This window comes from Stenotrophomonas sp. CCNWLW57 (assembly GCF_037203925.1).
In the GTDB taxonomy this organism is placed as follows: Bacteria; Pseudomonadota; Gammaproteobacteria; order Xanthomonadales; family Xanthomonadaceae; genus Stenotrophomonas; species Stenotrophomonas rhizophila_A.
The window spans coordinates 190,696-216,434 of sequence record NZ_JBBCBJ010000007.1 but is presented as its reverse complement, the minus strand read 5'-3'; the positions used below and the strand labels follow the sequence as shown (position 1 = coordinate 216,434).

General features: G+C 67.5%; 18 protein-coding genes and 1 riboswitch. Of the genes, 10 read left to right on the top strand and 8 right to left on the bottom strand.

Annotated elements, in window-relative coordinates; genetic code table 11:
* The first annotated feature begins 16 nt into the window (after window positions 1–16).
* The 3 genes from V9K91_RS17170 to V9K91_RS17160 all read left to right on the top strand — a co-directional run bounded on the left by V9K91_RS17170 (window position 17) and on the right by V9K91_RS17160 (window position 3,279).
* Window positions 17–973 (top strand): ribokinase, encoded by a 957-nt coding sequence (locus V9K91_RS17170; RefSeq protein WP_093536055.1) that lies wholly within the window; start codon window positions 17–19, stop codon window positions 971–973.
* Between the two features lie 448 nt (window positions 974–1,421).
* A complete protein-coding gene (gene dusB, locus V9K91_RS17165; protein ID WP_336443572.1) occupies window positions 1,422–2,414 on the top strand; it encodes a tRNA dihydrouridine synthase DusB in 993 nt (330 codons plus the stop codon).
* 40 nt (window positions 2,415–2,454) lie between these two features.
* Window positions 2,455–3,279: a methyltransferase domain-containing protein gene (locus V9K91_RS17160; RefSeq protein ID WP_068849287.1), complete on the top strand. Its 825-nt coding sequence runs from the start codon at window positions 2,455–2,457 to the stop codon at window positions 3,277–3,279.
* Window positions 3,280–3,341: 62 nt separating this feature from the next.
* On the opposite strand, the gene V9K91_RS17155 is transcribed toward V9K91_RS17160, so the two are convergent.
* Window positions 3,342–4,385: a metal-dependent hydrolase gene (locus tag V9K91_RS17155; RefSeq protein ID WP_336443571.1), complete on the bottom strand. Its 1,044-nt coding sequence runs from the start codon at window positions 4,383–4,385 to the stop codon at window positions 3,342–3,344.
* Between the two features lie 354 nt (window positions 4,386–4,739).
* Here V9K91_RS17155 and metK point away from each other — a divergent pair, with 354 nt between their 5' ends.
* A complete protein-coding gene (gene metK, locus V9K91_RS17150; RefSeq protein WP_068849283.1) occupies window positions 4,740–5,951 on the top strand; it encodes a methionine adenosyltransferase in 1,212 nt (403 codons plus the stop codon).
* Between the two features lie 71 nt (window positions 5,952–6,022).
* Window positions 6,023–6,526 (top strand): acyl-CoA thioesterase, encoded by a 504-nt coding sequence (locus tag V9K91_RS17145; RefSeq protein ID WP_068849281.1) that lies wholly within the window; start codon window positions 6,023–6,025, stop codon window positions 6,524–6,526.
* A 28-nt stretch (window positions 6,527–6,554) separates the two neighbouring features.
* On the opposite strand, the gene ppc is transcribed toward V9K91_RS17145, so the two are convergent.
* Entirely contained in the window at window positions 6,555–9,266 is a 2,712-nt protein-coding gene (ppc, locus tag V9K91_RS17140; RefSeq protein WP_336443570.1) for a phosphoenolpyruvate carboxylase, read from the bottom strand.
* A 124-nt stretch (window positions 9,267–9,390) separates the two neighbouring features.
* On the bottom strand, window positions 9,391–11,913 hold the full coding sequence (locus V9K91_RS17135) for a prolyl oligopeptidase family serine peptidase (protein WP_336443569.1): 2,523 nt from the start codon (window positions 11,911–11,913) through the stop codon (window positions 9,391–9,393).
* Between the two features lie 126 nt (window positions 11,914–12,039).
* A riboswitch (S-adenosyl-L-homocysteine riboswitch) is annotated at window positions 12,040–12,127 on the top strand.
* A gap of 32 nt (window positions 12,128–12,159) precedes the next feature.
* Here V9K91_RS17135 and ahcY point away from each other — a divergent pair.
* From ahcY to ybaK, 3 genes are all read left to right on the top strand, one after another.
* The gene (gene ahcY, locus V9K91_RS17130; RefSeq protein ID WP_068849268.1) at window positions 12,160–13,605 is read left to right on the top strand and encodes an adenosylhomocysteinase; all 1,446 of its coding nucleotides are present in this window, start codon (window positions 12,160–12,162) and stop codon (window positions 13,603–13,605) included.
* Between the two features lie 162 nt (window positions 13,606–13,767).
* A complete protein-coding gene (locus V9K91_RS17125) occupies window positions 13,768–14,298 on the top strand; it encodes a hypothetical protein (protein ID WP_336443568.1) in 531 nt (176 codons plus the stop codon).
* A 140-nt stretch (window positions 14,299–14,438) separates the two neighbouring features.
* Window positions 14,439–14,909, top strand: coding sequence for a Cys-tRNA(Pro) deacylase (ybaK, locus tag V9K91_RS17120; RefSeq protein WP_093536065.1), 471 nt, complete (start codon window positions 14,439–14,441; stop codon window positions 14,907–14,909).
* Window positions 14,910–14,911: 2 nt separating this feature from the next.
* On the opposite strand, the gene V9K91_RS17115 is transcribed toward ybaK, so the two are convergent.
* Together V9K91_RS17115 and V9K91_RS17110 are read right to left on the bottom strand one after the other, a co-directional pair.
* Window positions 14,912–15,469 (bottom strand): DUF3228 family protein, encoded by a 558-nt coding sequence (locus tag V9K91_RS17115; RefSeq protein ID WP_093536067.1) that lies wholly within the window; start codon window positions 15,467–15,469, stop codon window positions 14,912–14,914.
* A 40-nt stretch (window positions 15,470–15,509) separates the two neighbouring features.
* Window positions 15,510–16,388, bottom strand: a complete 879-nt coding sequence (locus V9K91_RS17110; RefSeq protein ID WP_210132009.1) for a TIGR01777 family oxidoreductase — start codon at window positions 16,386–16,388, stop codon at window positions 15,510–15,512.
* A gap of 120 nt (window positions 16,389–16,508) precedes the next feature.
* Here V9K91_RS17110 and metF point away from each other — a divergent pair, with 120 nt between their 5' ends.
* Window positions 16,509–17,336, top strand: coding sequence for a methylenetetrahydrofolate reductase [NAD(P)H] (gene metF, locus V9K91_RS17105; RefSeq protein ID WP_249834327.1), 828 nt, complete (start codon window positions 16,509–16,511; stop codon window positions 17,334–17,336).
* Window positions 17,337–17,389: 53 nt separating this feature from the next.
* A complete protein-coding gene (locus V9K91_RS17100) occupies window positions 17,390–17,977 on the top strand; it encodes a DUF4124 domain-containing protein (RefSeq protein ID WP_068849258.1) in 588 nt (195 codons plus the stop codon).
* Here the strand turns inward: V9K91_RS17100 and V9K91_RS17095 are convergent.
* The 3 genes from V9K91_RS17095 to secA all read right to left on the bottom strand — a co-directional run bounded on the left by V9K91_RS17095 (window position 17,967) and on the right by secA (window position 25,715).
* Window positions 17,967–18,923, bottom strand: a complete 957-nt coding sequence (locus tag V9K91_RS17095) for a Nudix family hydrolase (protein WP_336443567.1) — start codon at window positions 18,921–18,923, stop codon at window positions 17,967–17,969. The two genes, V9K91_RS17100 and V9K91_RS17095, sit on opposite strands and share 11 nt — an antisense overlap.
* A gap of 96 nt (window positions 18,924–19,019) precedes the next feature.
* On the bottom strand, window positions 19,020–22,679 hold the full coding sequence (locus tag V9K91_RS17090; RefSeq protein WP_336443566.1) for an autotransporter domain-containing protein: 3,660 nt from the start codon (window positions 22,677–22,679) through the stop codon (window positions 19,020–19,022).
* 300 nt (window positions 22,680–22,979) lie between these two features.
* Window positions 22,980–25,715 carry a preprotein translocase subunit SecA gene (secA, locus tag V9K91_RS17085; protein WP_093536075.1) on the bottom strand — a complete coding sequence of 912 codons (2,736 nt, stop codon included), beginning with the start codon at window positions 25,713–25,715 and terminating at the stop codon, window positions 22,980–22,982.
* Window positions 25,716–25,739 lie beyond the last annotated feature (24 nt).

Genomic DNA, 25,739 nt, shown 5'->3' with positions numbered 1-25,739 from the left:
CCGAGAAACAGTCTTTATGAGTAGCAGTGTCGTCGTTGTCGGTTCCTTCAACGTGGATCATGTGTGGCGTTGCGAATCGCTCCCGGCCCCGGGTGCGACCATCGCCGGCCGCTACAGCACCGGCCCCGGCGGCAAGGGTTTCAACCAGGCCGTGGCCGCCCGCCGTGCCGGCGCCCCGACCACGTTCCTGTGCGCCCTCGGCGATGACGCCGGCGGTGCCATGGCCCGTGGCCTGGCCGAACAGGACGGCTTCGCCCTGAGCGCCGAAGCCAGCACCGAGCCCACCGGCACCGGCGGCATCTACGTCGACAGCCGCGGCCGCAACACCATCGTGATCGGCCCCGGCGCCAATGCCGCGCTCAGCACCGCCTACATCGACCAGCAGCGCGCGCTGCTGGCCGGGGCCAAGGTCGTGCTGGCCCAGCTCGAATCCCCGGTTGAAACCATCGAAGCGGCCCTGGCCATCGCCCGCGAAGCCGGTGCCACCACCGTCCTCAACGCCGCCCCGGCCGACGCGCCCTCCAGCATCGGCCTGCTCAAGCTTGCCGACGTGCTGACCCCCAACGAAACCGAATTCGCCGCCCTGCTCGGCCGTCATGTCGGCGAACGCGTCGACGCCGACGACGTGGCCGCCCTCGACGGCGCCAGCCTGCACGCCCTGTGCCGCAAGCTGGTCGGCAACGGTACCGTCGTGGTTACCCTCGGCGCCGTCGGCGTGTTCGTCTCGCACGCCGAAGAGAACCTGCGCGGCGACACCCAGCCTTACTACCGCGTAGGCGCCGAACAGGTCCAGGTGCTCGACACCACCGGCGCCGGCGATGCCTTCAACGGCGCCCTCGTCGCCTCCCTGGCCCAGGACCCGGACGCCGCCTTCGCCCGCCATGTCCGCTTCGCCAACCAGTTCGCCGGCCGCTCCACCGAAAAGGAAGGCGCCGCCGTAGCCATGCCGCATTACACGCCGGCAGACGCGTAAGACAGCACGAGCGCAGCATGTAACAAAGAAACCGGCGCGAAAGCGCCGGTTTTTGTTTATGCAGTTGCCCTTCGCCTCTGCCTTCCACTCCGTCACCGACCAAGTGTCAAAGGCAGGTCGGGGTGGGTTTGCGGGGGTGTGAGCCGCATGGATGCGGCGACCAAGCCCCCAAGGATGGGTTCACGGCGTCCCCCGCAAACCCACACCGACCTGCCAAGCCGTAGGACCCGGCAGAGCCGACGCCGTTGACGTGGCACTTGATCTGGCATTCGGCTGTTGGCCCCGGTGAACCGTCCACGATCACCCACCGCTGGGGGCGCAGGAAGCAACCGTCAAGCATCTGCTCATGCCCGTACGGCATCAGGGCCTTCCGGATCGGCCTGAATGTGGGGCCGGATCGCAGGGGTCTGCTTGGTTGCCGGCCATGGGCCGGCACTACAATGCCCGCATGCAGATTGGTCCCTACAACATCCAGCCCAACGTGGTGCTCGCCCCCATGGCCGGCGTCACCGACAAACCGTTCCGGCTGCTGTGCAAGCGCCTGGGCGCGGGTCTGGCTGCCTCTGAAATGACCATCTCCGATCCGCGCTTCTGGACCACCCGCAAATCCATCCACCGCATGGACCATGCCGGCGAACCCGACCCCATCAGCGTCCAGATCGCCGGCACCGAACCCCAGCAGCTCGCTGACGCCGCCCGCTACAACGTCGACCACGGCGCCCAGATCATCGACATCAACATGGGCTGCCCCGCCAAGAAAGTCTGCAACGCCTGGGCCGGCTCCGCCCTGATGCGCGACGAAGACCTCGTCGCCCGCATCCTCAGCGCCGTCGTCGGCGCCGTCGATGTCCCCGTTACCCTCAAGATCCGCACCGGCTGGGACTGCGACCACCGCAACGGCCCCCGCATCGCCCACATCGCCGAAGACAGCGGCATCGCCGCACTCGCCGTGCATGGCCGCACCCGCGACCAGCATTACACCGGCAGCGCCGAATACGAGACCATCGCCGCCATCAAGGCCGCCCTGCGCATCCCCGTGATCGCCAACGGCGATATCGACTCCCCGCAGAAAGCCGCCCACGTGCTCGCCCAGACCGGCGTCGACGCCGTCATGATCGGCCGCGCCGCACAGGGCCGCCCCTGGATTTTCCGCGAAGTCGCCCACTACCTCGCCACCGGCACCCTGCTGCCGCCGCCGTCGCTGGACGAAGTGCGCGACATCCTGCTCGGCCATCTGCATGCCCTGCACGACTTCTACGGCGAACCCCAGGGCGTGCGCATCGCCCGCAAGCACCTTGGCTGGTACGCCAAGGACCGCCCCGAGAATGCCGCCTTCCGCGCCGTCGTCAACCGCGCCGAAGACGCCGCAGGCCAGATCGCCCTGACCACCGACTACTTCACCGCACTGGCCGCCGGCGAACCGCTGTCCTCCGCCGCCTGATCCCCCCATCGCCGGGCCTGCCCCGCGCCACGTGACCGCCATGACCCCGATTGCCGCCCCCACCTACCTGCACGGCTTCTCCAGCACCGAACAGCATCGCCTGGTCACCCAGGCCCGCCTGCTGGAATCGTCGATCTTCAACAACATCGACTACAGCGGCGCCCAGCGCCTGCTTGAAGTCGGCAGTGGCGTTGGCGCGCAGACCGAGATCCTGCTGCGCCGCTTCCCCGAACTGCACGTCACCGGCGTGGACCTCAGCGAAACGCAGCTGGCCACCGCCCGCCAGAACCTCGAGAAAACCCCGTGGTGCAGCGAGCGCTACACCCTGCTGCAGGCCGACGCCGGCAACCTGCCGTTCGGCGCGCGCGAGTTCGATTCAGCCTTCCTGTGCTGGGTGCTCGAACACGTGCCCTCGCCGGCCCGCGTGCTCAACGAAGTGCGCCGCGTGCTGGTGCCCGGCTCGCCCGTCTACGTCACCGAAGTGATGAACGCCTCGTTCCTGCTCGACCCGTACTCGCCGCACATCTGGCGCTACTGGATGGCCTTCAACGACTTCCAGTACGACCACGGCGGCGACCCGTTCGTCGGCGCCAAGCTCGGCAACCTGCTGCTGGCCGGCGGCTTCCGTGATGTCCACACCGAGATCAAGACCATCCACCTGGACAACCGCGAACCGGCCCGGCGCAAGACCATGATCGCCTTCTGGGAACAGCTGCTGCTGTCGGCCGCCGATCCGCTGCTGGAAGCCGGCCTGGTGGACCAGGAAACCGTCGACGGCATGCGCCGCGAGTTCAGCCTGGTGCAGAACGACCCCAACGCCGTGTTCTTCTTCTCGTTCGTGCAGGCCCGCGCGACGGTGTACTGAAAAGAATGGCGGGTACTGCTGACGGTGGTAGATCCGACTGACAGTCGGCTCTACCCGTTGGCTTACCGGTCCTGCGTCTGCGGGGCGTGCCAGATGCGTTGCCACATCGCCCCGAGGCGGCGCTTGGCGCGGGCCCGGCCCTGCTCGCCGTCGTACGCCGGGCGCAGCTGCTCGGGCGGGATCGCCACCCAACGCTCGCCCTCCGCACGTGCCACCGCGAAGGTGAAGGTGTAATCCGGTTCCAGCCCCATGCGCAGGTCACTCAGCTGCAGCTGGCCATCGACCACCTGCGCGCGCATGAAGCCCCGGTTGAACCAGTTCAACCGGGCAACGGCGGGAATGTGCGCGGCCTGGCGCAGCGCCTGCACGTTCGAGGGGAAGCCGCGGAACGTCATCGGGCCCCTGTCGGCCACCAGCGAGCGCTCGCCGATCACATAGCCGCTGGGCGTCATCGCCACCACCTGCCACAGCAGCGTGTTGAACGGCGTGGCGACCGAGAACCGGGGCGCATCGCCCAGCCCCATCGCCGCCAGCGCACGGTCGGCTTCGCGGTCGACCTGGTACTTGGCCAGCAGCGACCAGCCCAGGTACCCGGTGCTCAGCACCAGCCCCGCCAGCAGCGCCTTCTGCGCCAAGGGGCGGCTGCGCGCAAACCATGCCACCGCGCAGCCCAGCAGCAACCACACCGTGTACAGCGGGTCGATGATGAAGACGCTGGACCACATCGTCGGCGGCGGGGTGAACGGCCACCACAGCTGGGTGCCGTACACCGTGAACGCATCGAGGAGGGGATGGGTGATCAGCGCCAGCAGGATCGCCCAGAACCAGCGCGCGGGTGCCTGCGCCACGCGGCCGTGACCAAAGCGTTTGAAACCCCACCAGATCAACAGCGCCACCCAGGGCAGCACCAGCAGCGAGTGGCTGTAGCTGCGGTGCTCGGTCATCAGCGCCACCGGGTCGGTGGCGGTGAAGGCCAGCAAGAGGGCATCCAGGTCCGGCAGGGTGCCCAGTGCGGCGCCGGCAAGCAGCGCGGCGCGGCGGTGGCCGGCAGGGGCGATGGCGGCGGCGACGGCGCCGCCCAGAACGATCTGGCTTAGGGAATCCATCCGGCGATGGTACGGGAGGTCCGCGCGTTTACGTGCGTGGGGGCATGGCTTTGACACGCATGGCGGGTTCCGTGCGCAGGGTCATGGCTTTGACACGCATGGCGTGTCACTACGATCCGGGGTCGCACGGGTTGGGAGTCGCGCGGGTTGGGGGCCGCGCGGGTTGGGCGGCGTTGTCACGCTGGTGGAACACTGGGCCCCGAGGCTGGGGGTCAATCGCGTTGCGGCGGCCTTTCACGGTGGGCACGCCGGCTTAACCACGGGCAACCCCCGCTGGGCCACAATGCAATGGCGCGACTTGCCGTGTATCATTCGCGCCCATCTTTCCATCCGAATCAAAGGATATTACGCCTGATGTCCAGCTACCTGTTCACCTCCGAATCGGTCTCCGAAGGCCATCCGGACAAGATTGCCGACCAGATCTCCGATGCGGTGCTGGACGCGATCCTTGCCCAGGACCAGCGCGCCCGCGTGGCCTGCGAAACCATGGTCAAGACCGGCGTGGCGATCGTGGCCGGTGAAATCACCACCTCCGCCTGGATCGACCTGGAAGCGGTGACCCGCAAGGTGATCCTGGACATCGGCTATGACAGCTCCGACGTCGGCTTCGACGGCGCCACCTGTGGCGTGCTGAACCTGATCGGCAAGCAGTCGCCGCACATCGCCCAGGGCGTGGACCGCAAGAAGCCCGAAGAAATGGGCGCTGGCGACCAGGGCCTGATGTTCGGCTATGCCACCAACGAGACCGACAGCTACATGCCGGCCGCGATCCACCTGTCGCACCGCCTGGTCGAGCAGCAGGCCAAGATCCGCAAGAAGAAGAACTCGCCGCTGTCGTGGCTGCGCCCGGACGCCAAGAGCCAGGTCACCCTGCGCTATGAAAACGGCGAAGTGTCCGCCATCGACGCCGTCGTGCTGTCGACCCAGCATGCCCCGGGCATCAAGCAGAAGGACCTCATCGAGGCCGTCCGCGAAGAGATCATCAAGCCGGTGCTGCCGGCCAAGTGGCTGCACAAGGGCACCAAGTTCCACATCAACCCGACCGGCAAGTTCGAGATCGGCGGCCCGGTGGGCGACTGCGGCCTGACCGGCCGCAAGATCATCGTCGACACCTACGGCGGCTGGGCCCGTCACGGTGGTGGCGCATTCTCGGGCAAGGATCCGTCCAAGGTCGACCGTTCGGCGGCTTACGCGGCCCGTTACGTGGCCAAGAACGTCGTGGCCGCCGGCCTGGCCGACCGCTGCGAAGTGCAGGTCTCCTACGCCATCGGCGTGGCCGAGCCGACCTCGATTTCGGTCACCACCTTCGGCACCGGCAAGATCAGCGATGACAAGATCGAAAAGCTGATCCGCAAGCATTTCGACCTGCGCCCGTACGGCATCATCAAGATGCTGGACCTGATCCACCCGATGTACCAGCAGACGGCGGCCTACGGTCACTTCGGCCGCAAGCCGAAGGACTTCAGCTACCTCAACGCTGCCGGTGAAACGGTCAACGCAACGGCCTTCTCCTGGGAGAAGACCGACCGCGCCGCCGCCCTGCGCGCCGATGCGAAGCTGAAATAAGGGCCACCCGCCCGCGCAGCATGTGAAACCGACGGCCCGCGAAAGCGGGCCGTCGTCGTTACAATCCCTGCATGCCTACCGACATCAAATCCCACCAGCTGACCATGACCGTGCTGATGTCGCCGGAAATGGCCAACTTCTCCGGCAAGGTCCATGGCGGGGCGATCCTGCGCCTGCTCGACCAGGTCGCCTATGCCTGTGCCAGCCGCTATGCCGGTCGCTACGTGGTCACCCTGTCGGTGGACCAGGTGACGTTCCGCGAACCGATCGCGGTGGGCGAACTGGTCACCTTCCTGGCCTCGGTGAATTACACCGGCACTTCGTCGATGGAAGTCGGAGTGAAAGTGGTGGCCGAGGATATCCTCAAGCGCAGCGTGCGCCACGCCAACAGCTGCTTCTTCACCATGGTGGCCGTCGATGACGACGGCAAGCCGACCCCGGTACCGCCGTTGCAGCTGGAAACGAGCGACCAGCGCCGCCGCCAGGCCGCCGCGCTGCTGCGCCGGCAGCTGCGCGCGGAGATGGAGCAGCGCCAGCGTGAGTTGCTGGCGTCCAATCCGCCGTCGCCCGAATAAGCGTCACGACCAACGGTCGTGACCTGCCTCATCCCGTGTTCTGGACGCCTTGGGAGACGCCGTTGACGCACGCCACCAGCGCGCGCAGCACCTCGTCATCCTCGCCGCCGCTCTCCCGCCAGCGCCGCAGCAGGTCCACCTGCAGCACGCTGATCGGGTCGATGTAGGGATTGCGCAGGCGGATCGACAGCGCCAGGCGCTGGTCGTGCTGCAGCAGCTCGTCCTGCCCGGTGATGGCCAGGATCTGCCTGCCGGTGAGGGCCAGTTCGTGCTGGATCTGCGGGAAGAACCGGCCGTGCAGCGGACCGGCCAGGCGCGAGAACTGCTCGGCGATGGTGATGTCGCCCTTGGACAGCACCATCGCGATATCGTCCAGGAAGGTGCTGAAGAACGGCCAGTCGCGCGCCATCTCCTGCAGCGTATCCGCATGCCCGGCATCGATCGCCGCCTGCAGTCCGCTGCCCACGCCATACCAGCCCGGAATCACCGCGCGTGCCTGGCTCCAGGCGAACACCCACGGAATCGCGCGCAGGTTGGTCAGCGCCGCGTCCTGGCCCAGGCGGCGCGAGGGCCGCGAGCCCAGCGTCATCCGCTCGATCACGTCGATCGGGGTGGCCTGGCGGAAGTACTGCATGAAATCGGGCTGGCCGACGAATGCCCGATAGGCCTCCGCGCTTTTCCCCGCGACCAGGTCCATCACCGGGCGCCACTGCGCCTCGCGCGGTTCGGGTGCACGCGGGCGCAGGCTCGAGCGCAGCACCGCACCGGTGGACTGCTCCAGCGAGCGCAACGCCAGCGCACGGATGCCGTACTTGCGGTGGATCACTTCGCCCTGTTCGGTCACCCGCAGGCGGCCATCGATGCTGCCACGCGGTGATGCATCCACCGCGTCGGTGGTCTTGCCACCGCCGCGGCTGATCGAGCCGCCACGGCCATGGAAGAAGGTCAGCCGGATACCGCTCTCCGCGGCCACCTCCAGCAGCTCCACCTGGGCCCGCTGCAGGCCCCAGCGCGAGGCGGCGATGCCGCCGTCCTTGCCGCTGTCCGAATAGCCCAGCATCACCATCTGCACATCGTCGCGCGCGGCCAGGTGCGCGCGGTACACCGGATCGGCCAGCAGGTCGCGCAGCGTATCCGTGCCGCGCTGCAGGTCGTCCACGGTTTCGAACAGCGGCGCGATATCCAGCGGCACCGCACCGGCGTCGTCCACCAGTCCGCCACGTCGCGCCAGCGCCAGTACGGCCAGTACATCGCTGCGATCATGCGCCATGGAAATGATGTAGCTGCCCAACGCATCGGCGCCGTGGCGGCGGCGAGCATCGGCCAGTGCGGCGAACACCGCATCAAGGCGTTGACCGCCCTCCTCGGTGCTGGCGGGTAGTGCCTGCTCGCCGCTGGCAAACGGCGCCAACCGCTGCGCGCGCGCGATCGCGTCGGCCGCGTCCCAGACGTCCTGGCCATCCAGCACGCTGGCCAGCGCGCGCCCATGCACGCTCGACTCCTGGCGCACGTCCAGCCGCGCGAGATGGAAGCCGAAGGTGCGCACCCGCCACAACAGCCGGCGCACCGCGAAGCCACCGGCATGGTCGCCCTTGTTGGCATGCAGGCTGTCGAGGATGAGGGTGATGTCCTCCTCCAGTTCCTGCGGCGAGGCGTAAGCGCCGTCGGTATCTTCCAGCGTGGCCTGCACCCGCGCGCGCATGCGGTCGTTGAGCAGGCGGTAGGGCATGTCGGCATGCCGCGGGCGCGAGACCACCTTGGGCAGCAGCTGCTGGTAATGCGCCACCCGGGCCTGCAGCGCGTCACTGACCGCCACCCGCTCGGTGGACTGGCTGAGCAGGCTGGCCAGCTGCAGCAGGTCCTTCTGGTAACGGCCCAGCACGGCCTGGCGCTGCGCATCGAGGGTGTTGCGGATGGTGCCGGCATCCACGTTCGGGTTGCCGTCCATGTCGCCGCCCACCCAGGTACCGAAGCGCAGCAGCCGGGGCAGCGGCACGCTGTCGCCGTAGGTATCGAGCAGTGCCTGCTGCAGCGATTCGTACAGCACCGGGATTACCCGGTACAGCACCTGCACCAGGTAGAAGCCGACGTGTTCGCGCTCGTCGTCCACGGTGGGGCGCACCGGTGAGGAATCGGTGGTCTGCCAGGACGCGGTGAGTGCCATGCGGAAGCGCGCTGCATCGGCCGCGGCTTCGCCCGGGGTGCGCTGGCCGTCGAGGTTGTCGACCAGGCTGGCCACCATCAGCTGTTCTTTTTCCAGCAGTGCGCGGCGCACCGCTTCGGTCGGGTGCGCGGTGAACACCGGCTCGATGTCGATGCGCGGCAGCCACTCACCCAGCTCTTCCAGCGTCACGCCCTGCGCCTTCAGCCGCTGCAGCGCGTCCTGCAGGCCATCGGGCTGGGCCGCAGCGGTACCGGCGCGCTGGTAGTCGCGGCGTCGGCGGATGCGGTGCACGCGCTCGGCGATGTTGACCACCTGGAAGTAGGTGCTGAACGCACGCACCATCGCTTCGGCACGTTCGGGCGGCAGCCCGGTCAGTGCATCATTCAGGTCGGACAGCGGCGCCTCGCTTTCACGGCGCGCGATGGCGCGGGTACGCACCTGTTCCACATCATCGAAGAACTGCGTGGAGACCTGCTCGGCAAGCAGGTCACCGACCAGTGCGCCGAGTCGGCGCACGTCGTCACGCAGGGGAATGTCGGGGGTGGCAAAGACGATGCTGCTGCGGTACTCGTTCATCTGCGACGCACTGGCCTCGGGAACGGAATCGCATCAAGCCTAACCCAGATTGCGCGGCAATCCCTGCCGCGCAAATGGTTTCAATTGCATGTGTTGCAGCCGCCGGGCAACGCCCGGCGCGGCATCATTTGATCTTCATGCCCGGCCCGATGGTCTGCTCCAACCACCGCTCGCTTTCCGCCAGCATGGTCATCAGCGACTCACGCGCGCGGTAATGGTGCGACTCGTTGGGCAGCATCACCAGCCGCGCCGTACCGCCCAGCCCCTTCACCGCCGCGAACATGCGCTCGCTCTGGATCGGGAACGTACCGGAATTGTTGTCGTCCCCGCCGTGGATGAAGAGGATCGGATCCTTGATCCTGTCGGCGAAGTTGAACGGCGACATCTTCAGGTACACGTCCTGCGCCTGCCAGAAGTTGCGCTCCTCGGCCTGGAACCCGAACGGGGTGAGCGTGCGGTTGTACGCACCGCTGCGCGCGATACCTGCCTTGAACAGCCGCGTATGCGCCAGCAGGTTCGCGGTCATGAACGCCCCGTACGAATGCCCGCCAATGGCGATGTGCTCGCGGTCGGTCACCCCTCGCCGCACCACTTCATCCACCGCCGCTTCGGCGTTGGCCACCAGCTGGGGCAGGTAGGTATCGTTGGGTTCCTTGTCGCCTTCGCCGATGATCGGCATCGACGGACTCACCAGCACCGCATAGCCCTTGGCAAGGAACGCCTGCGGGCCCCAATAACCGATGGCGTTGAAACGATAGGGCGAATCGGTCACCTGGCTGGCCGCCGCAGCGGTCTTGAACTCACCCGGGTAGGCCCACATCAGCATCGGCAACGGGCCGTCCTTCCTGGCGTTGTAGCCCGGCGGCAGCATCAGCGTCGCGGTCAGGTCGACACCGTCGTTGCGCTTGTAGCGGATCTGTTCCTTGCTCACCCCGCGCAGCTGCGGCAGCGGATGCTCGAAGCGGGTCAGCGCGCGTGGCGCGGCGGTGGCATCGGCCAGGGACTGTACGAAGTAATTGGCCGGCGTATCGGGCGACTCGCGGGTGAGCAGCACCGAGGTGCCTTCCTGGTCGAGTAGTGCCTGCGGCAGCGAATAGGTCGGCGCCTGCGAATGGAACAGACGGGTGGCGGTGCGGCTCTCAAGGTCGAAGCGGTCCACGAATGGTCGGTCGCCTTCCGGCGAAGCACCCTGGCCGATCAGGAAGATGCTGCGCCCATCGGCGGTGATCTGCAGGCGCGAACGCCCGTTCACATCGCGCACCAGCGCCGGCTTGCCGGGATCGTTGTAGCGGTCCTGGGATGAGCGCTCGGACAGCAGCTGCGGGGCCTGGTCGAGCTGGTCCGGCGCGATTCGCCACTGCTTGACCACGCGCGATTTCCACCACGACTCGTTGAGCAGCGCCAGGTCGCCCCGGCCCCACTGGATACCGGCATAGCGGCTGCCCAGCTGCGCCAGCGTCACCGGCGGCGCCTCGAACGGCGCGGCCTGCATCAGCACCGCATCGCGCACCTTGGAATCGCGGGCCGGATCGCCGCCGTCCTGCGCTTCGGCCCAGACCAGCGTGGCCGGCGCATCGGCGCGCCAGCTCACCTCGCGCACCCCGGTCGGCACCGCGTCGTTGCCGGTGGGCAGGCCCTCCACCAGCGGCAGGGTGGCCACGGTGTGCTGCAGCCGGCCATCGGCGGCGGACAGCACTTCGATGCGGCGCGGGAAATCATCGGCCGGCACCAGGTAGGAATACGGACGCTGCACGCGCTGGGCCAGCACATGCTGCCCGTCGGGCGAGATGCTGACGTCCAGGTAGACGCCAGCGGTGGACAGCGGCGCGGTCACGCCATTGAGCGCCACGCGCACCGGCTGCGAGCTGGCGTAATGATCGAACAGGCGCGCATCGGCTTCGTTGCTGAGCAGGTCCTGGTAGGTGCGGATCGCACGCACGCCTGCGTCGGCCTGGGTCTGCTGGATCGCCGGGCCGGTCGGGATGCCGCCCGCGGCGGGCGCCGGACCCTGGCCCTTGACCTGCTGGGTGACCACCAGCCCGCGGCTGTCGGGCAGCCAGTCGTAGCCGCTGCCGAACACGGTGTTGAGGTCGGCCAGCAGGCGGCGCGCCGTGCCGCTGGCCACGTCGATGATCCACAGCTCATTGGCACCGCTGGCGGCATGCACCTGGTTGAAAGCCAGGTACTGCTGGTCCGGCGACCACGCCAGCGAGGCCACCGACAGCGGCTGCGGCAGGCCGGTGATCTGGCGCTCCTTGCCGTCGGCGATGTTCATCAGCCACAGCTTGTCGGCGAAGGTGAAGGTGCTGGCCGAATACGTGGCCGGGTTGATCCGCACGCCGGCCAGCTTCAGCTCGGGCTGGGCCACCTCGTTGATCGAAGGCAGCGGCGGGGTCTGCAGCAGGGCGGCGATATCGCGGCGCGGCGACAGGCTGAGGGTGGGCGCCCGCGGGGCGTTGGCCACCGCCTGCAGCGCCGCCGACGGCAGCTGGTAACCCTGCGCGGCCGGGGCCGCAGTGGCCTGGGGCGCCTTTTTGCCGGCCGTGGGCGTTGCCGCCAGCGCCAGTGGCGCCACCGCCAGCAGGGCCATGCCCACCATCAGCCGGCTGCTCCAGCGCGCGCGGCGCGTACGGTCAGTGCCTGTCATCTTCCCACCCCATCCTGTGCAAACCTTGGACCTTAACAGCGGGGCGCGATTTGCCCCCCTGCCGATGGTTGGGGGCGTGCGCCGATTCATGCCCGGGCGGTGCGCCGGGATATAATGGGCATCCCCTCCACCGAGGGGCGCTGCGACCGCTGCCGGACCTGTTCCGCACGGCCAGGCTCGGTGGCAGGGCTGGTTCCAACGGCGCCCGGCGAAGACGAGCCATTCGTCCATTACCGGAGCTTTTGCATGAACGCTGTTGCCAAGACCTTCTCCACCGAAGGTGATTACAAGATCGCCGATATCTCGCTGGCCGACTGGGGCCGCAAGGAACTGGATATCGCCGAGCACGAAATGCCGGGCCTGATGTCGATCCGCCGCAAGCATGCCGCCACGCTGCCGCTGAAGGGCGTGCGCGTGACCGGTTCGCTGCACATGACCATCCAGACCGCCGTGCTGATCGAAACGCTGAAGGACATCGGCGCCGACGTGCGCTGGGCCTCGTGCAACATCTTCTCCACCCAGGACCATGCCGCTGCGGCGATCGCCGCGTCGGGCACCCCGGTGTTCGCCTGGAAGGGCGAGTCGCTGGAAGAGTACTGGGACTGCACCCTGGACGCGCTGACCTTCACCCTGCCCGACGGCACCCTGACCGGCCCCGAACTGGTGGTCGATGACGGTGGCGATGTCACCCTGCTGATCCACAAGGGCTATGAGCTCGAGAACGGCAGCACCTGGGTCGACGAAAAGGCGGCCTCGCACGAAGAACAGGTCATCAAGGACCTGCTCAAGCGCGTGGCCAAGGAACGCCCGGGCTACTGGGCCCGCGTGGTCAAGGACTGGAAGGGTGTTTCGGAAGAAACCACCACCGGCGTGCACCGCCTGTACCAGCTGGCCCAGGCCGGCACCCTGCTGATCCCGGCGATCAACGTCAACGACTCGGTCACCAAGTCCAAGTTCGACAACCTGTACGGCTGCCGCGAGTCGCTGGCCGATGGCCTCAAGCGCGCGATGGACGTGATGCTGGCCGGCAAGGTCGCCGTGGTCTGCGGCTACGGTGACGTGGGCAAGGGCTGCGCCGCGTCGCTGCGTGCCTACGGCGCGCGCGTGGTGGTGACCGAAATCGATCCGATCTGCGCCCTGCAGGCGGCGATGGAAGGCTTCGAGGTCAACACCATCGAATCCACCCTGGGCCGTGCCGACCTGTACGTCACCACCACCGGCAACAAGGACATCATCCGCATCGAGCACCTGAGCGCGATGAAGGACCAGGCCATCGTCTGCAACATCGGCCACTTCGACAACGAAATCCAGGTCGATGCGCTGGTGGGCTTCCCGGGCGTGCAGCACATCAACATCAAGCCGCAGGTGGACAAGTACGTGTTCCCGAACGGCAACGCGATCTTCCTGCTGGCCGAAGGCCGCCTGGTGAACCTGGGCTGCGCCACCGGCCACCCGAGCTTCGTGATGTCCAACTCGTTCGCCAACCAGACGCTCGCGCAGATCGACCTGTGGGCGAACAAGGACAGCTACGAGAAGAAGGTGTACCTGCTGCCGAAGAAGCTGGACGAGGAAGTGGCGCGCCTGCACCTGGAAAAGATCGGCGTGAAGCTGACCACCCTCACCAAGGAACAGGCCGATTACATCGGCGTGCCGGTGGAAGGTCCGTTCAAGCCGGAGCACTACCGCTACTGATCGGACGGTTGCCGACTGACAGTCGGCACTACCGGATACCACGGGCGCCTTCGGGCGCCCGTTTTTGTTAGCCGGGCTTCACCCGGTCTGCACCTTGCCCTCACATCCGCGCCGGGATCATCAGCGCGCGGGGGAATATCTGGGTGCATTCCGGAGATTTCCATGAATATCAAGTTCCTAGTTCCCGCACTGCTGGTGCTGTGCGGTGCCGCTTGCATGTCCCCGGTCCACGCCGCCGACTATCGGTGCATGGTGTTTTCCGGTGCAGATGGCAAAACGCCGGAAGCGAGCTCCAACGCGGACGGGAAATACGCCATCAAGGCGGCCGACCTGAAGGCAGCGGAGGCCGGTGCGCTGGCTGCCGCCACGAGCTACAAGAAGAACAGCGTCACGCTGACCAAGGCCCAATGCGATGCGGTGGTGGCAGGAGCATCGAGCACTGCAACGTCGGCACCGGCCACGACAACCGATCCGACGCCAACGGCTCCATCTACCCTAGCGACAGGTGCAACCAAGGACTACCGGTGTGCCGTGCACGATGCGGACGGCAATGTGCTCAAGGGCGAGGCGGAGGGTTACTTCCAGGTCGCTGCCAGCAACGGTGACGTGGCCGATGGCTTGGCAAGAACCAAGGCGGAAGCGAAGTACGGGGCCGGGAAAGTCGACCATGTCGATTGCGCGCCCATGGGTTGAGGTTGTATTCCTGCTGCTGGCGGCCCCAGTGCCGGCAGCAGCGGGATAGATCACTACCTGGAACCGCCCCCGAGAGTCCGGGTCAAGATTCTGCGGTCGCGCCCACGCTAAGGTAGTGCGACCACGCCAGCTGCATGCCCATGACCCCGGCCATCAATCTGCTCAAGAAGCACGGCATCGCCCACCGCGTGCTGTCCTACCACCACGATGCCAACGCCGCCTCCTATGGCGGCGAAGCGGCAGAGCTGCTGGGGCTCGACCCCGCACTGGTGTTCAAGACCCTGCTGGCCAGCACCGAAAAGCACGAGCTGCTGGTGGCGATCGTGCCGGTCAGCGGCACGCTGGACCTCAAGGCACTGGCCGAGGCAGCAGGCTGTAGAAAGTGCGAGATGGCGGCGGTGGATGCGGCACAGCGTGCCACCGGCTACCTGGTCGGCGGAATCAGTCCGCTGGGCCAGAAGAAGAAGCACCGCACCTTCATCGATGCCAGTGCGCAGGCGCTGCCGGTGATGCACGTCAGCGCCGGCCGGCGCGGGCTGGAGGTGGCGTTGGCGCTGGCCGATCTGGTCGCGCTGACCGAAGCAGAAATGGCGGGTATCGGTCGGCCGTAACCTTACGGCCGCCAGTTGGCGTGGCTTTCCCAGTACGCTACCGCGCGCTGGTAGGCCTCACGATCCAGCGGCACCCCGGAGCCGCCCTCCTCCACACCCAGCGCATTGCGCATCATGGTGATCGGCGCCATCGGCACTTCTTCCGGTTCGGCGGTGTAGATGCAGCCGACGATGCCCCAGTCCGCTTCGATGGGCGAGCCTTCTTTCGCCAGTTGTTCGGCGCTGTACAGGATCACCACCAGGTAATTGGCGCGCGGCGACTGCACGCCCTCGAACCAGCGCACCAGCACCGGCAGTTCATGGCGGTTGCGCGCCTCGTAGGCGCTGCGCAGCTGGTGGCGGTTGGCATCGGTGACCGGCACCGTCAGGCAGCGCGTGGACGTCCAGTTCTCGTACACGAACAGCTTGCAGAACGGCGCATAGCCATCGAGCACTTTGAACGGCGCATGCGCGTTGAGGTGCGCCTGGAACTGCTCGGCGGTGCAGTCCTGGATGGTGTTGCCTCGGGGCACGCGCGGGAACAGACGGGGGCGGGCGAATTCGGTCAGGACAATCGACATGGCGTACGCAGCTGGAAACAGGTGCACAGGGTAACCGCCCTCAGCCGAGGATCGCGCGCAGGGCCGCTTCCAGGGTCGGGTACCGGAACCGATAGCCTTCCTGCAGCGCGCGTGCCGGCACCACGTTCTGCCCGGTCAGCAGCAGGCCCGCCATCTCGCCGAAGGCCAGTTTCAATGCGAATGCCGGCGTCCGCACCCACGCAGGCCGCTTCAGCACATGCGCCAGGGTGCGGGCGAATTCCGCATTGGTGACCGCCGCCGGCGCAGTGCCGTTGCAGGCGCCACGTGTTTCGGGATCGGCCAGCAGCCACAGGATCAGCCCCACCAGGTCGTCGCGATGGATCCAGCTCATCCACTGCATGCCATCGCCCATCGGCCCACCCGCGCCGATCCGGAACGGCGGCAGCATGCGCGCCAGCGCACCGCCTTCGCGGTCGAGCACGATGCCGGTGCGCAGCAGGCAGGTGCGCACGCCCAGGTCTTCGGCCTTCAGCGCCTCGGCCTCCCACCGCCGGCACAGCATGGCGGCGAAGTCGTGCCCGGGCGAGGCCGCTTCATCCAGCGGGGTGGCATCGCGCGGCCCGTAGTAGCCGATCGCCGAGCCGGACACCAGCACCTGCGGGCGAGTCGGCAACCCGCGCATCCAGTCCAGCAGGGCCCGGGTGGTGCCGATGCGTGACTCGAGCATGGCCTGCTTGCGCGCCGCGTTCCAGCGGCCTTCCACCAGCGGTTCACCCGCCAGGTTCACCACCGCATGGACCGGGCCCACATCGCCCAGTGCACCGACGTACTGCACCCCGGCTTGGCCGGGCCGACCCGGGCTGCGGGTCAGCACCGTGACCCGGTGCCCGGCCGCCAGCAGCCGCTGGCACAGGCGCTGGCCGATGAAGCCGGTGCCGCCGGTGATCAGGATGTCCATGCGTGCTCTCCTTGGGGAAGGCCACTTTACCCGCCAAGGTGTAAACGCAACGCCCGCCACCTTTTACATTCATCGCGATGAAGCGATATGATGGACCCACATCCGCTGCCGCCGCCGCCCATGACCGCCCTCAGCTTCGAGTTCTACCCACCCAAGACCGACGACCAGCGCGCCCAGCTCGACCGTACCGCGGCCAAGCTCAAGGCGTACGCGCCGGAATACGTGTCCTGCACGTTCGGCGCCGGCGGCTCGACCCTGAGCTACACCTCCGAAACGGTGCGACACCTCAAGCAGCACCACGGCTTCGAGGCCGCGCCGCACCTGTCCTGCGTGGGCGGCAGCCGCGAGGAGATCCGCGAACTGCTCAAGCTGTACCGGGCCATCGGCTGCAGGCGGATCGTGGCGCTGCGCGGCGACCTGCCCTCCGGCATGGGCCACCCCGGCGACCTGCGCTACGCGTCGGAACTGATCGCCTTCATCCGCGCCGAGCACGGCGACGCCTTCCACATCGAGGTCGGCGCCTACCCGGAAACGCACCCGCAATCCGACGACGCGCTGCGCGACCTGAAGTACTTCAAGGCCAAGATCGACGCCGGTGCCGATGCGGCCATCACCCAGTACTTCTTCAATGCCGACGCCTACTTCCACTTCGTCGATGCGGTGCGCAAGCTGGGCGTGCAGGTGCCGATCGTGCCGGGCATCATGCCGATCTCCAACTTCAGCCAGCTGCGCCGCTTTTCCGAACAGTGCGGTGCCGAGATCCCGCGCTGGATCGGCAAGCGCATGCAGGCCTACGGCGATGACGCCGATGCGGTGCGCGCCTTCGGCGCCGAAGTGGTGGCCCAGCTGTGCGAGCGGCTGGTGGCCGGTGGCGCACCGGGGCTGCATTTCTACACCCTCAACCTGGCCAAGCCCACCACCCAGGTATTGAAGCTGCTGGGCCGCTGAACATCGCGCACGCCACTGCTTGCAGATAACGCGCGTCCCGCTACCCTGCTGCGATGAGACCGGTCGTTCCGTTGCTGCTGTCGCTGTGCATGCTGTGCTGGGCCCCCTGGGCGCAGGCACAGGCGCAGCGCGTGAACCGTTGCACCACTGCACAGGGCGAAACGGTGTTCACCGACCGCAGCTGCGATGCGCTGGGCGCGACGGCGCGGATGCCGCCGCGTGGTGATTCGGTGGGCAATACCGGCATCTACCGCGCCGGCTGCGCGCGCCGGTTGAGCGAGCTGACCGGGCAGATCCGCGATGCGGTGAGCCTGCAGGACGTCAACCGGCTGTCGTCGATCTACCTGTGGGGCAACGTGTCCAATGCCGCCGCCAACCAGATCATCGGGCGACTGGAATCGGTGGTGCAGCGGCCCCTGCTGGATATCGCCCCGGTATACCCGGAGGTCGCCGCGCCGACGCCGCTGCCGGTCGACCCGAACGCGACCCTGGTCGAGGCAGTGGAAGCGGCCGCGCCGCAGGCCAGCCGGCCGCGGCCGATCGGGCTGCGGCTGGAGCAGACACTCGGTACGACCGCCACGCCGGCGCGGACGGTGTTTGGATTGCGCCGTCAGTACGGCTGTTTCTGGATCACGCTGTAGGCCACAACGCGCGGATGGCGGCGATGCCCTGCGCGCCGTGGCGGCGCGCCTGGGTGATGTCGTCCGGGTGCAGGCCGCCCAGCGCGTACAACGGCAGCGAGACCTGTGCGCGCAGGGTTTCAAAGGCGTCCCAGCCCATCGGCACGCTGCCGGGGTGGCTGTCGGTGGCCTGGACCGGGCCGAGCACGGCGAAGTCACAGCCCAGTCGTTGCGCGGCCTGCAGCTGGGCCAGGTCGTGGCAGGACGCGGCCACCAGCTGGTCGGCCGGAAATGGCCGCGCCTCCAGCTGCAGCAACTGCTCGCCGCCCAGATGCACGCCGACGCCAAGCCGGCGGGCCAGTTCGATATCGCGGCTGAGCAGCCACTGCACTCCGCCGCGGTGCCGGGCCACGGCCTGTTCGGCCAAGGCGATGCGGGCCGGGCTGTTCGGCGTGCGCAGCTGCACGCGGCGCACGCCCGCCTCCAGCGCACGCGCCAGCCGTGCGTACCAGTCCTGGTGCGCGGCATCCTCGTCGGTGTCCGGTTCGGGGGTGATCAGGTAGCGGTCCGGGTGGCGCAGCGCGGCCACCACCGGCAGATCGGCCGGCGGCATCGAATAGCGCGACAGCTTGTCCGGCGCCACCCAGGTGATGGCCTGGCCTTCGCGGCCGCGCGGTGAGCCCTTCCAGCTGCGGATGTGCCGCACTTCCAGGCGCAGGTGCTTGTCCGGGTAGAGCTGCGGTACGTCCATGATCCAGTCGCCGACCTCGGCCTCGATCCCCAGCTCCTCGCGCAGTTCGCGCACCAGCGCCTGCTCGGAGCTCTCGCCCTCTTCGCGCTTGCCGCCCGGGAATTCCCACAGGCCGGCCATGTCGCGGTTCTCGGTACGGCGGTTGAGCAGGATGCGGCCGCGGGCGTCGGTGATGACGCCGGCCACGACGTGGATCGATCGTTTGGGGGATGGCATGCGACCAGAATGCCCAATCGGCCCGGGCATGCGCAATGCCGAACAGACGAAGGGCCCCATGCGGGGCCCTTCGGGTGGTTCAGGAGGCGGGTTCGATCAGAACACCACGTTCCAGTTCAGCTGGGCGCCCACTTCACGCTGGCCATCGCCGGCACGGCCCTGCGCGAACATCGACAGGCGGCTGTTGTCGGAGGTGTTCAGCGAGACGCCCAGTTCGGCGATGCCCACGTTGCGCGCCAGCGGCAGGCCGCTGACGGTGAAGCTGTCACTGCCGGCCACGAAGCGGTTGCGCGAGTCGGCACGCAGTTCGCCGGCCGCGTTCTGCCAGGCCAGGCCTGCCTCCAGGCGGGCGCCGTCGGTCTGACCACCGCTGATGTCCCACGCGGCGCGGATGCCGGCCGTGGTGGTCCAGACCTCATCCTTGCTGGATGCCACCGACAGGGCTGCGGTGCCGCCGGTTTCCGTGGCGGCCTCGCTCGACAGGCGGGTGTAGGCCACGGCCAGGTACGGGCTCAGGGTCAGCGCACTGAGCTGGATGTCCCAACCGCCTTCCGCAAAGGCCTGTACCGAATGAGCGTCATGCTGGCTGCCCAGGCTCTGTTCCCAGGAGGTGCCGGCACCCAGTTCACGGCGGGTATCCAGCTCGTAGTCGGCGTAGCTGGCGCCACCGTTGATCCAGGCCTGCTCACCACGGAAGCCGGCGTACAGGCCACCGTGCACCGCGTCGACCTCGGTGATCGCGTTGCGGTCGCGAATCTGCTGGCGCAGCGATTCCGGGCCACCGGCCACGCCGACGGTCCAGCGGTCGCCGAAGGTCCAGTCGTAGCCCACCATCAGGCCCTGGCGGGTTTCCTGGGTGCGCGAGGCGGTGCCATCGCTGTCCTGGCGCTTGGACGCGCCGCTGCCGGCCACCCACACCGAGGAGCCGTTGAGCTTGGTGTCCGGCGTCGGACGCAGGCGCTGGGAGATGCCTTCACGCAGGAAGCGGTCGTCCAGCAGCAGCGCACGGTTGCTGGCATGCAGTTCGCCACCGAGGTCATCGAAGGCAACCAGCGCACCGGCCTCATCGAGCATCAGCAGGCCGTTGTAGAGCGCCAGCGCGTCGCCGGACTGCTGCAGCGAATCCAGCGCCGCGGCCGTGGCGCGCTGGTTGCCGGTGACGGCGACGGCGCCGAACACGATCGGCGGGGTAACGCCCGGGGTGCCCGGGAAGCCCGGATCCACCGGCGTGCCGGGATCGACCGGGGTGCCCGGATCGACGGGCGTGCCCGGATCGACCGGGGTACCCGGGTCGACCGGATCCACCGGGGTCACCGGCGTGTTGACCGCGATGGTCAGCACGACCTGGTTGCCGGTCTGGGTCAGGGTGGGGGTGATGAAGGCCGAGCGCGAGATCACATCGTCGAAGCCGCCATTGATGCCGCCGGCCACGTCGAGGATCGCGTAGGTCTGGCCGTTCTGGTAGCTGGCATTCGGGTCCAGCCCGGTCACGCGCACGCCGGTGGCACCGGTGGTGCCGGCGATGCCGACGCCATGGCCGATGTAGGCCTTGCCGGTGACGGCAACCCGGTCGGACTGGCCGTTGCCAAGCAGGTCCACGTCGTAGAAGGCCTTGTCGGCCACGCTTTCGGGCACCGCGCCCGCGGCATTGATGTACAGGTCACCGTTGATGGTGAGCGTGCCGATGCCGGCATCACCCGGCGACAGCACGCCGCCATTGAAGACCTGGGTGGTGCCCACGGTCGCATTGCCGGCGAGCATGCCGCCATTGCGCACCATCAAGTTCGAGCTGCGCACCACGCCGGTACTGCTGCCGTAGTTGATGGTCTGGTCGAAGCCGGAGTTGCCGTTGAGCACCAAGGTGCCGCCGGTGACCTCGATCTGCTGTGCAGCAGCCTGGCTGGTACCGGTATAGCTGCGCCCGGTGTACATGTCGCCATCGATGCGCAGCGTGCCGCCGTTGACCGTGACCTTGCCCCCGAAGTCGGCCAGGTCGCCGGTCAAGGTGGTGGTGCCGGCCACGCTGGTCACGCCGCCGGTGGTGCCATTGGTACTGCTGACGGTGTTGGCCAGGCTGATGTCGCCGGTGTGGTTGAACACCAGCGCGCTGAGCGCACCGTCCATGACGATATCGGCCGCGCCCAGTTCGCCGGCCGCTTCGGCCGCCGCCCAGGTCGGGGCGCCATCGGCGACCGACCAGGTTTCCAGGCCGCCGCCCACCACGACAAAGCCCAGGGTGCCCAGCTTGAGGTCCCCGCCGGCGGCAACACGGCCGCCATTGGCCACGTTGAGGATGCCGAACGGTTCGCCGACCAGGTGGCTGCCCACCGTGACGTCGCCGGTGGCCTCAATGGCCGAACCCGCGCCGCTGACGCGGACCTGCTCATCGACCGCGCCGATCTTGAAGGTCATGGTGTTGGCGCCGCCGGACACCAGCAGCGTGTCGGTACCGATCACCGCACCGTCCAGCACGTCCACGCCGGTGCGGATGTCCAGCTCGCCCTGGTTGGTCCAGCGGCTGCCGGCACCGGTGAGGGTGGCGGTACCGGTAGCGCTGAGCGAGTCGCGGATGCGCGCGGTGTTGGACTGGATCTGGCCGCCGTTCTCCACGAGCAGCTGGGTGCTGGCAATGATCCGGTCGCCGCTCAGCACCGAACCGGCGCCGGTCACTTCAATGCGGCCGTAGCGTGCGGCGGTGCTTGGCAGGCCCTGGTTGTCTTCGGCGGTCACGTTGCCGGTCACGGCCACCAGCGCGCCATCTTCGATGCGCAGCAGGCCGTCGCCGTTGCCCGACACCCGCAGGGTATCGGTGGTGACCGTCGAACCTGCGCCGGTCACCAGAAGCGAGCCGCTGGCCTCCTGTGCTTCACCGATGCTGACCAGCTGCGACGCCAAGGTGCCGCTGTTGCGGACAATGACTTCGCCCTTGCCACTGGCGGCAGCACCGATGAGCACGTCGCGCCCGGCGGTCACGCCACCATTGTTGATGAACAGCGCGCCGGTACCGCCCTCACCGACGCGCAGGTCATTGCCGGTGACCAGCAGCTGGCCGCCACTGGTGACGTTGATGGTGCCCGTGCTGCCGACCTCGGTACCCACGCTCATGCCAAACGAATCGCCGATAGGCGGTGCCTGCAGCGTGGTCTCCACGCGGGCACCATTGCGGATGGTGAGCATGCCACTGCCTTCGCGACCGACCAGAATCTGGCGGGCGGTAAGCAGTGCGTCGGTGCCATCGACCTGGCCGATGCCGCTGGAACCGGCTGCATAGCCGAACGACAGCGTCGAGCCCAGGGTGGCCTTTGCGCCATCGTAAAGACGCAACGCGCCGGTGCCTGCTTCACCCACGCGCACGACGGCGCTGTTGACGGTCAGCGACGAGGTCGGCCCGAAGATCTGCAGTTCGCCATTGCTGCCGGCAAGCGTACCCAGCGAGACCAGGCCGTTGGAGGTGAACGTGCCGCCGTTGCGTAGCTGGACTTCCACCGCGCCGTTCGGGCCGACGCGGAAACCATCGACATAAGCGCGCGGATCGGTGACGGTCTCGCTCGCATCGAAGTCATACACCGCCGCGAAGGCGGTAGGCAGCGAGGCGGCCGACAGGCCTAGCGCAACCAGCATGGCAGCGCTCAGCGGCGAACGCCGGCGGCGGCTGTCGGTCGCGGGAGAGGAGGAAGAGGGGGACGTGGCGAGTTCGGACGCGACCTGCATCAGGCCGGTGGTGCGGTTGAACACCAGGCGATAAATCCTGTTCATGAAACTCCATGGATGGCGACTCAGGGGAAACGCGACGCTGCCGCAGCCTGCGGAGCGCAATGCGCGTCGAGCCTGCCCCGAATGCAATGCATTCGCGACAGCGCTGAACACGTTAACCCTCTGTCGTATATCCACACGTGGGTCGCATCTGACACTCGCGTGGGGATGCACCACGCTTCCGTGTCAGTTTTCTCTGAAAGGTCCACATCGGGGACTTCGGTCACAGATCGATGCCAACAATCGCTTGCGTCCTGCGAACAGAGATCAAAAAAAACCCCGCTTCCGCGGGGTTTTTTCTGATCAGCTCAACTGGCCGTGGCAGTGCTTGTACTTCTTGCCGCTGCCGCAGGGGCATGGATCGTTGCGGCCGACCTTGGGCTCTTCGCGGGTCACCTGGCCGACGACGCCGTTGCGCTGGGCTTCCACGTCCGCTGCCTCTTCATCGGCGCCGTAGCCGCCCACGTTCTGGTGCTGGAACTGCGACTGCAGCAGGCGCGCTTCGGCCTGCTGGCGTTCGGCCGCTTCCAGCGCCGCCACTTCTTCTTCGCTGCGGATGCGCACGCGGGCCAGCAGGGTCACCACTTCGCGCTTGACGTTCTCCAGCATTTCCGAGAACAGCTCGAAGGCTTCCTTCTTGTATTCCTGCTTGGGCTGCTTCTGCGCGTAACCGCGCAGGTAGATGCCCTGGCGCAGGTAATCCATGCGGGCCAGGTGCTCCTTCCAGCTCTGGTCGAGCACGGTGAGCATGACGTGCTTCTCCAGCGCGCGCATGGTCTCTTCGCCGACGCCGGCTTCCTTCTGCTCGAAGTGCTCGTCCACGCGGGCCTGCACCTTGTTGGCGATGGCTTCGGCGTCGAGTTCTTCGTGTTGCTTGACCAGGCCGGTGACGTCCATCTGCACGCCCAGGTCGGAGGCCAGGGTGGCTTCCAGGCCCGGCAGGTCCCACTGTTCGTCGATCGAGTTCGGCGGCACGAAGCGGGCCACGATGTCGTAGATCACATCGCCGCGGATGCCGTCGACGTTGTCCTTCACCGACTCGGCGTCCAGCAGCTCATCGCGCTGGGCGTAGATCACCTTGCGCTGGTCGTTGTTGACGTCGTCGAAGTCCAGCAGGTTCTTGCGGATGTCGAAGTTGTGCGCTTCGACCTTGCGCTGCGCCTTTTCGATCTGGCGGCTGACCAGGCGGTCTTCGATGACGTCGTCTTCCTTCATGCCCATCATGCGCATCGCCTTCTGGACCCAGTCCGAGGCGAAGATGCGCATCAGGTTGTCTTCCAGCGACAGGTAGAAGCGGGACGAACCCGGGTCACCCTGGCGGCCGGAACGGCCACGCAGCTGGTTGTCGATACGGCGCGATTCGTGGCGTTCGGTGCCCACGATGTGCAGGCCGCCGGCGGCCTTGACCTGGTCGTGGCGGACCTGCCAATCGGCCTTGACCTTGGCGCGCTGCTCGGCGGTGGCGTCTTCGCCCAGCGCGTGCAGCTCCGCTTCGTGCGAACCGCCCAGCACGATGTCGGTACCACGGCCGGCCATGTTGGTGGCGATGGTCACCGCACCGGGCATGCCGGCGTTGGCGATGATGGTCGCTTCGCGGTCATGCTGCTTGGCGTTGAGCACTTCGTGGTGCACGCCGGCCTTGCGCAGGTGCTCGGACAGCATTTCCGAGGTTTCGATCGAGGTAGTGCCGACCAGCACGGGCTGGCCACGCTTGTTGCATTCCTGGATGTCGGCCAGCACGGCGTTGAACTTGCCGTTGCGGTTGAGGAACACCTGGTCCGGCGAGTCCTTGCGGATGGTCGGGCGGTTGGTCGGGATGACCACCACTTCCAGGCCGTAGATGCTCTGGAATTCGTAGGCTTCGGTGTCGGCCGTACCGGTCATGCCGGACAGCTTCTTGTACATGCGGAACAGGTTCTGGAAGGTGATGCTCGCCAGCGTCTGGTTCTCGCGCTGGACCGGCACGCCTTCCTTCGCTTCCACGGCCTGGTGCAGGCCATCGGACCAGCGGCGGCCGGCCAGGGTACGGCCGGTGAATTCGTCCACGATCACCACTTCGCCATCACGCACGATGTAATCCACGTCGCGCTGGTAGATGGCATGCGCGCGCAGGGCGGCATTGAGGTGGTGGACCACGGTAAGGTTCTGCGCCGCGTACAGGCCTTCGGTTTCGGCGCTGAGGATGCCGGCTTCGACCAGCAGCTGCTCGGCGTGCTCCATGCCCGCTTCGGACAGGTGCACCTGCTTGCCCTTCTCATCGACCCAGAAATCGCCCTCGCCTTCTTCGGCTTCCTGGCGGATCAGGCTGGGCACCACACGGTTGACGCGGATGTACAGCTCCGGGGAATCGTCGGCCGGGCCGGAGATGATCAGCGGGGTACGCGCTTCGTCGATCAGGATCGAGTCGACTTCGTCGACGATGGCGTAGTGCAGGCCACGCTGGTAACGGTCGGCCCGCGACAGCGCCATGTTGTCGCGCAGGTAGTCGAAGCCGAACTCATTGTTGGTGCCGTAGGTGATGTCGCTGGCGTAGGCCTCGCGCTTGTCGCTGTGCGGCATGCCCGGGTAGACCACGCCGACGCTCATGCCCAGCCAGTTGTACAGCTTGCCCATCTGCGCCGAGTCGCGGCGGGCCAGGTAGTCGTTCACGGTGACCACGTGGACGCCCTTGCCTTCCAGCGCGTTCAGGTACACCGGCAGCGTCGCCACCAGGGTCTTGCCTTCACCGGTGCGCATTTCGGCGATCTTGCCCAGGTGCAGGACCATGCCGCCGATCAGCTGGACGTCGTAGTGGCGCATGCCGAGCACGCGGCGGCTGGCTTCACGGCAGACCGCGAAGGCTTCCGGGAGCACCTTGTCCAGGGCTTCACCGTCGGCGATGCGCTGCTTGAACTCCGGGGTCTTGGCCTTGAGCTGCTCGTCGGAGAGCTTTTCGATGTCCGGCTCCAACGCATTGATCTTGGCGACGATGCGGTTGAGCTGGCGCAGCTGGCGTTCGTTACGACTGCCAAAGACGCGGGTAAGCAGGCTGTTGATCATTGAAGGAACCGGTTGGAATGAGAC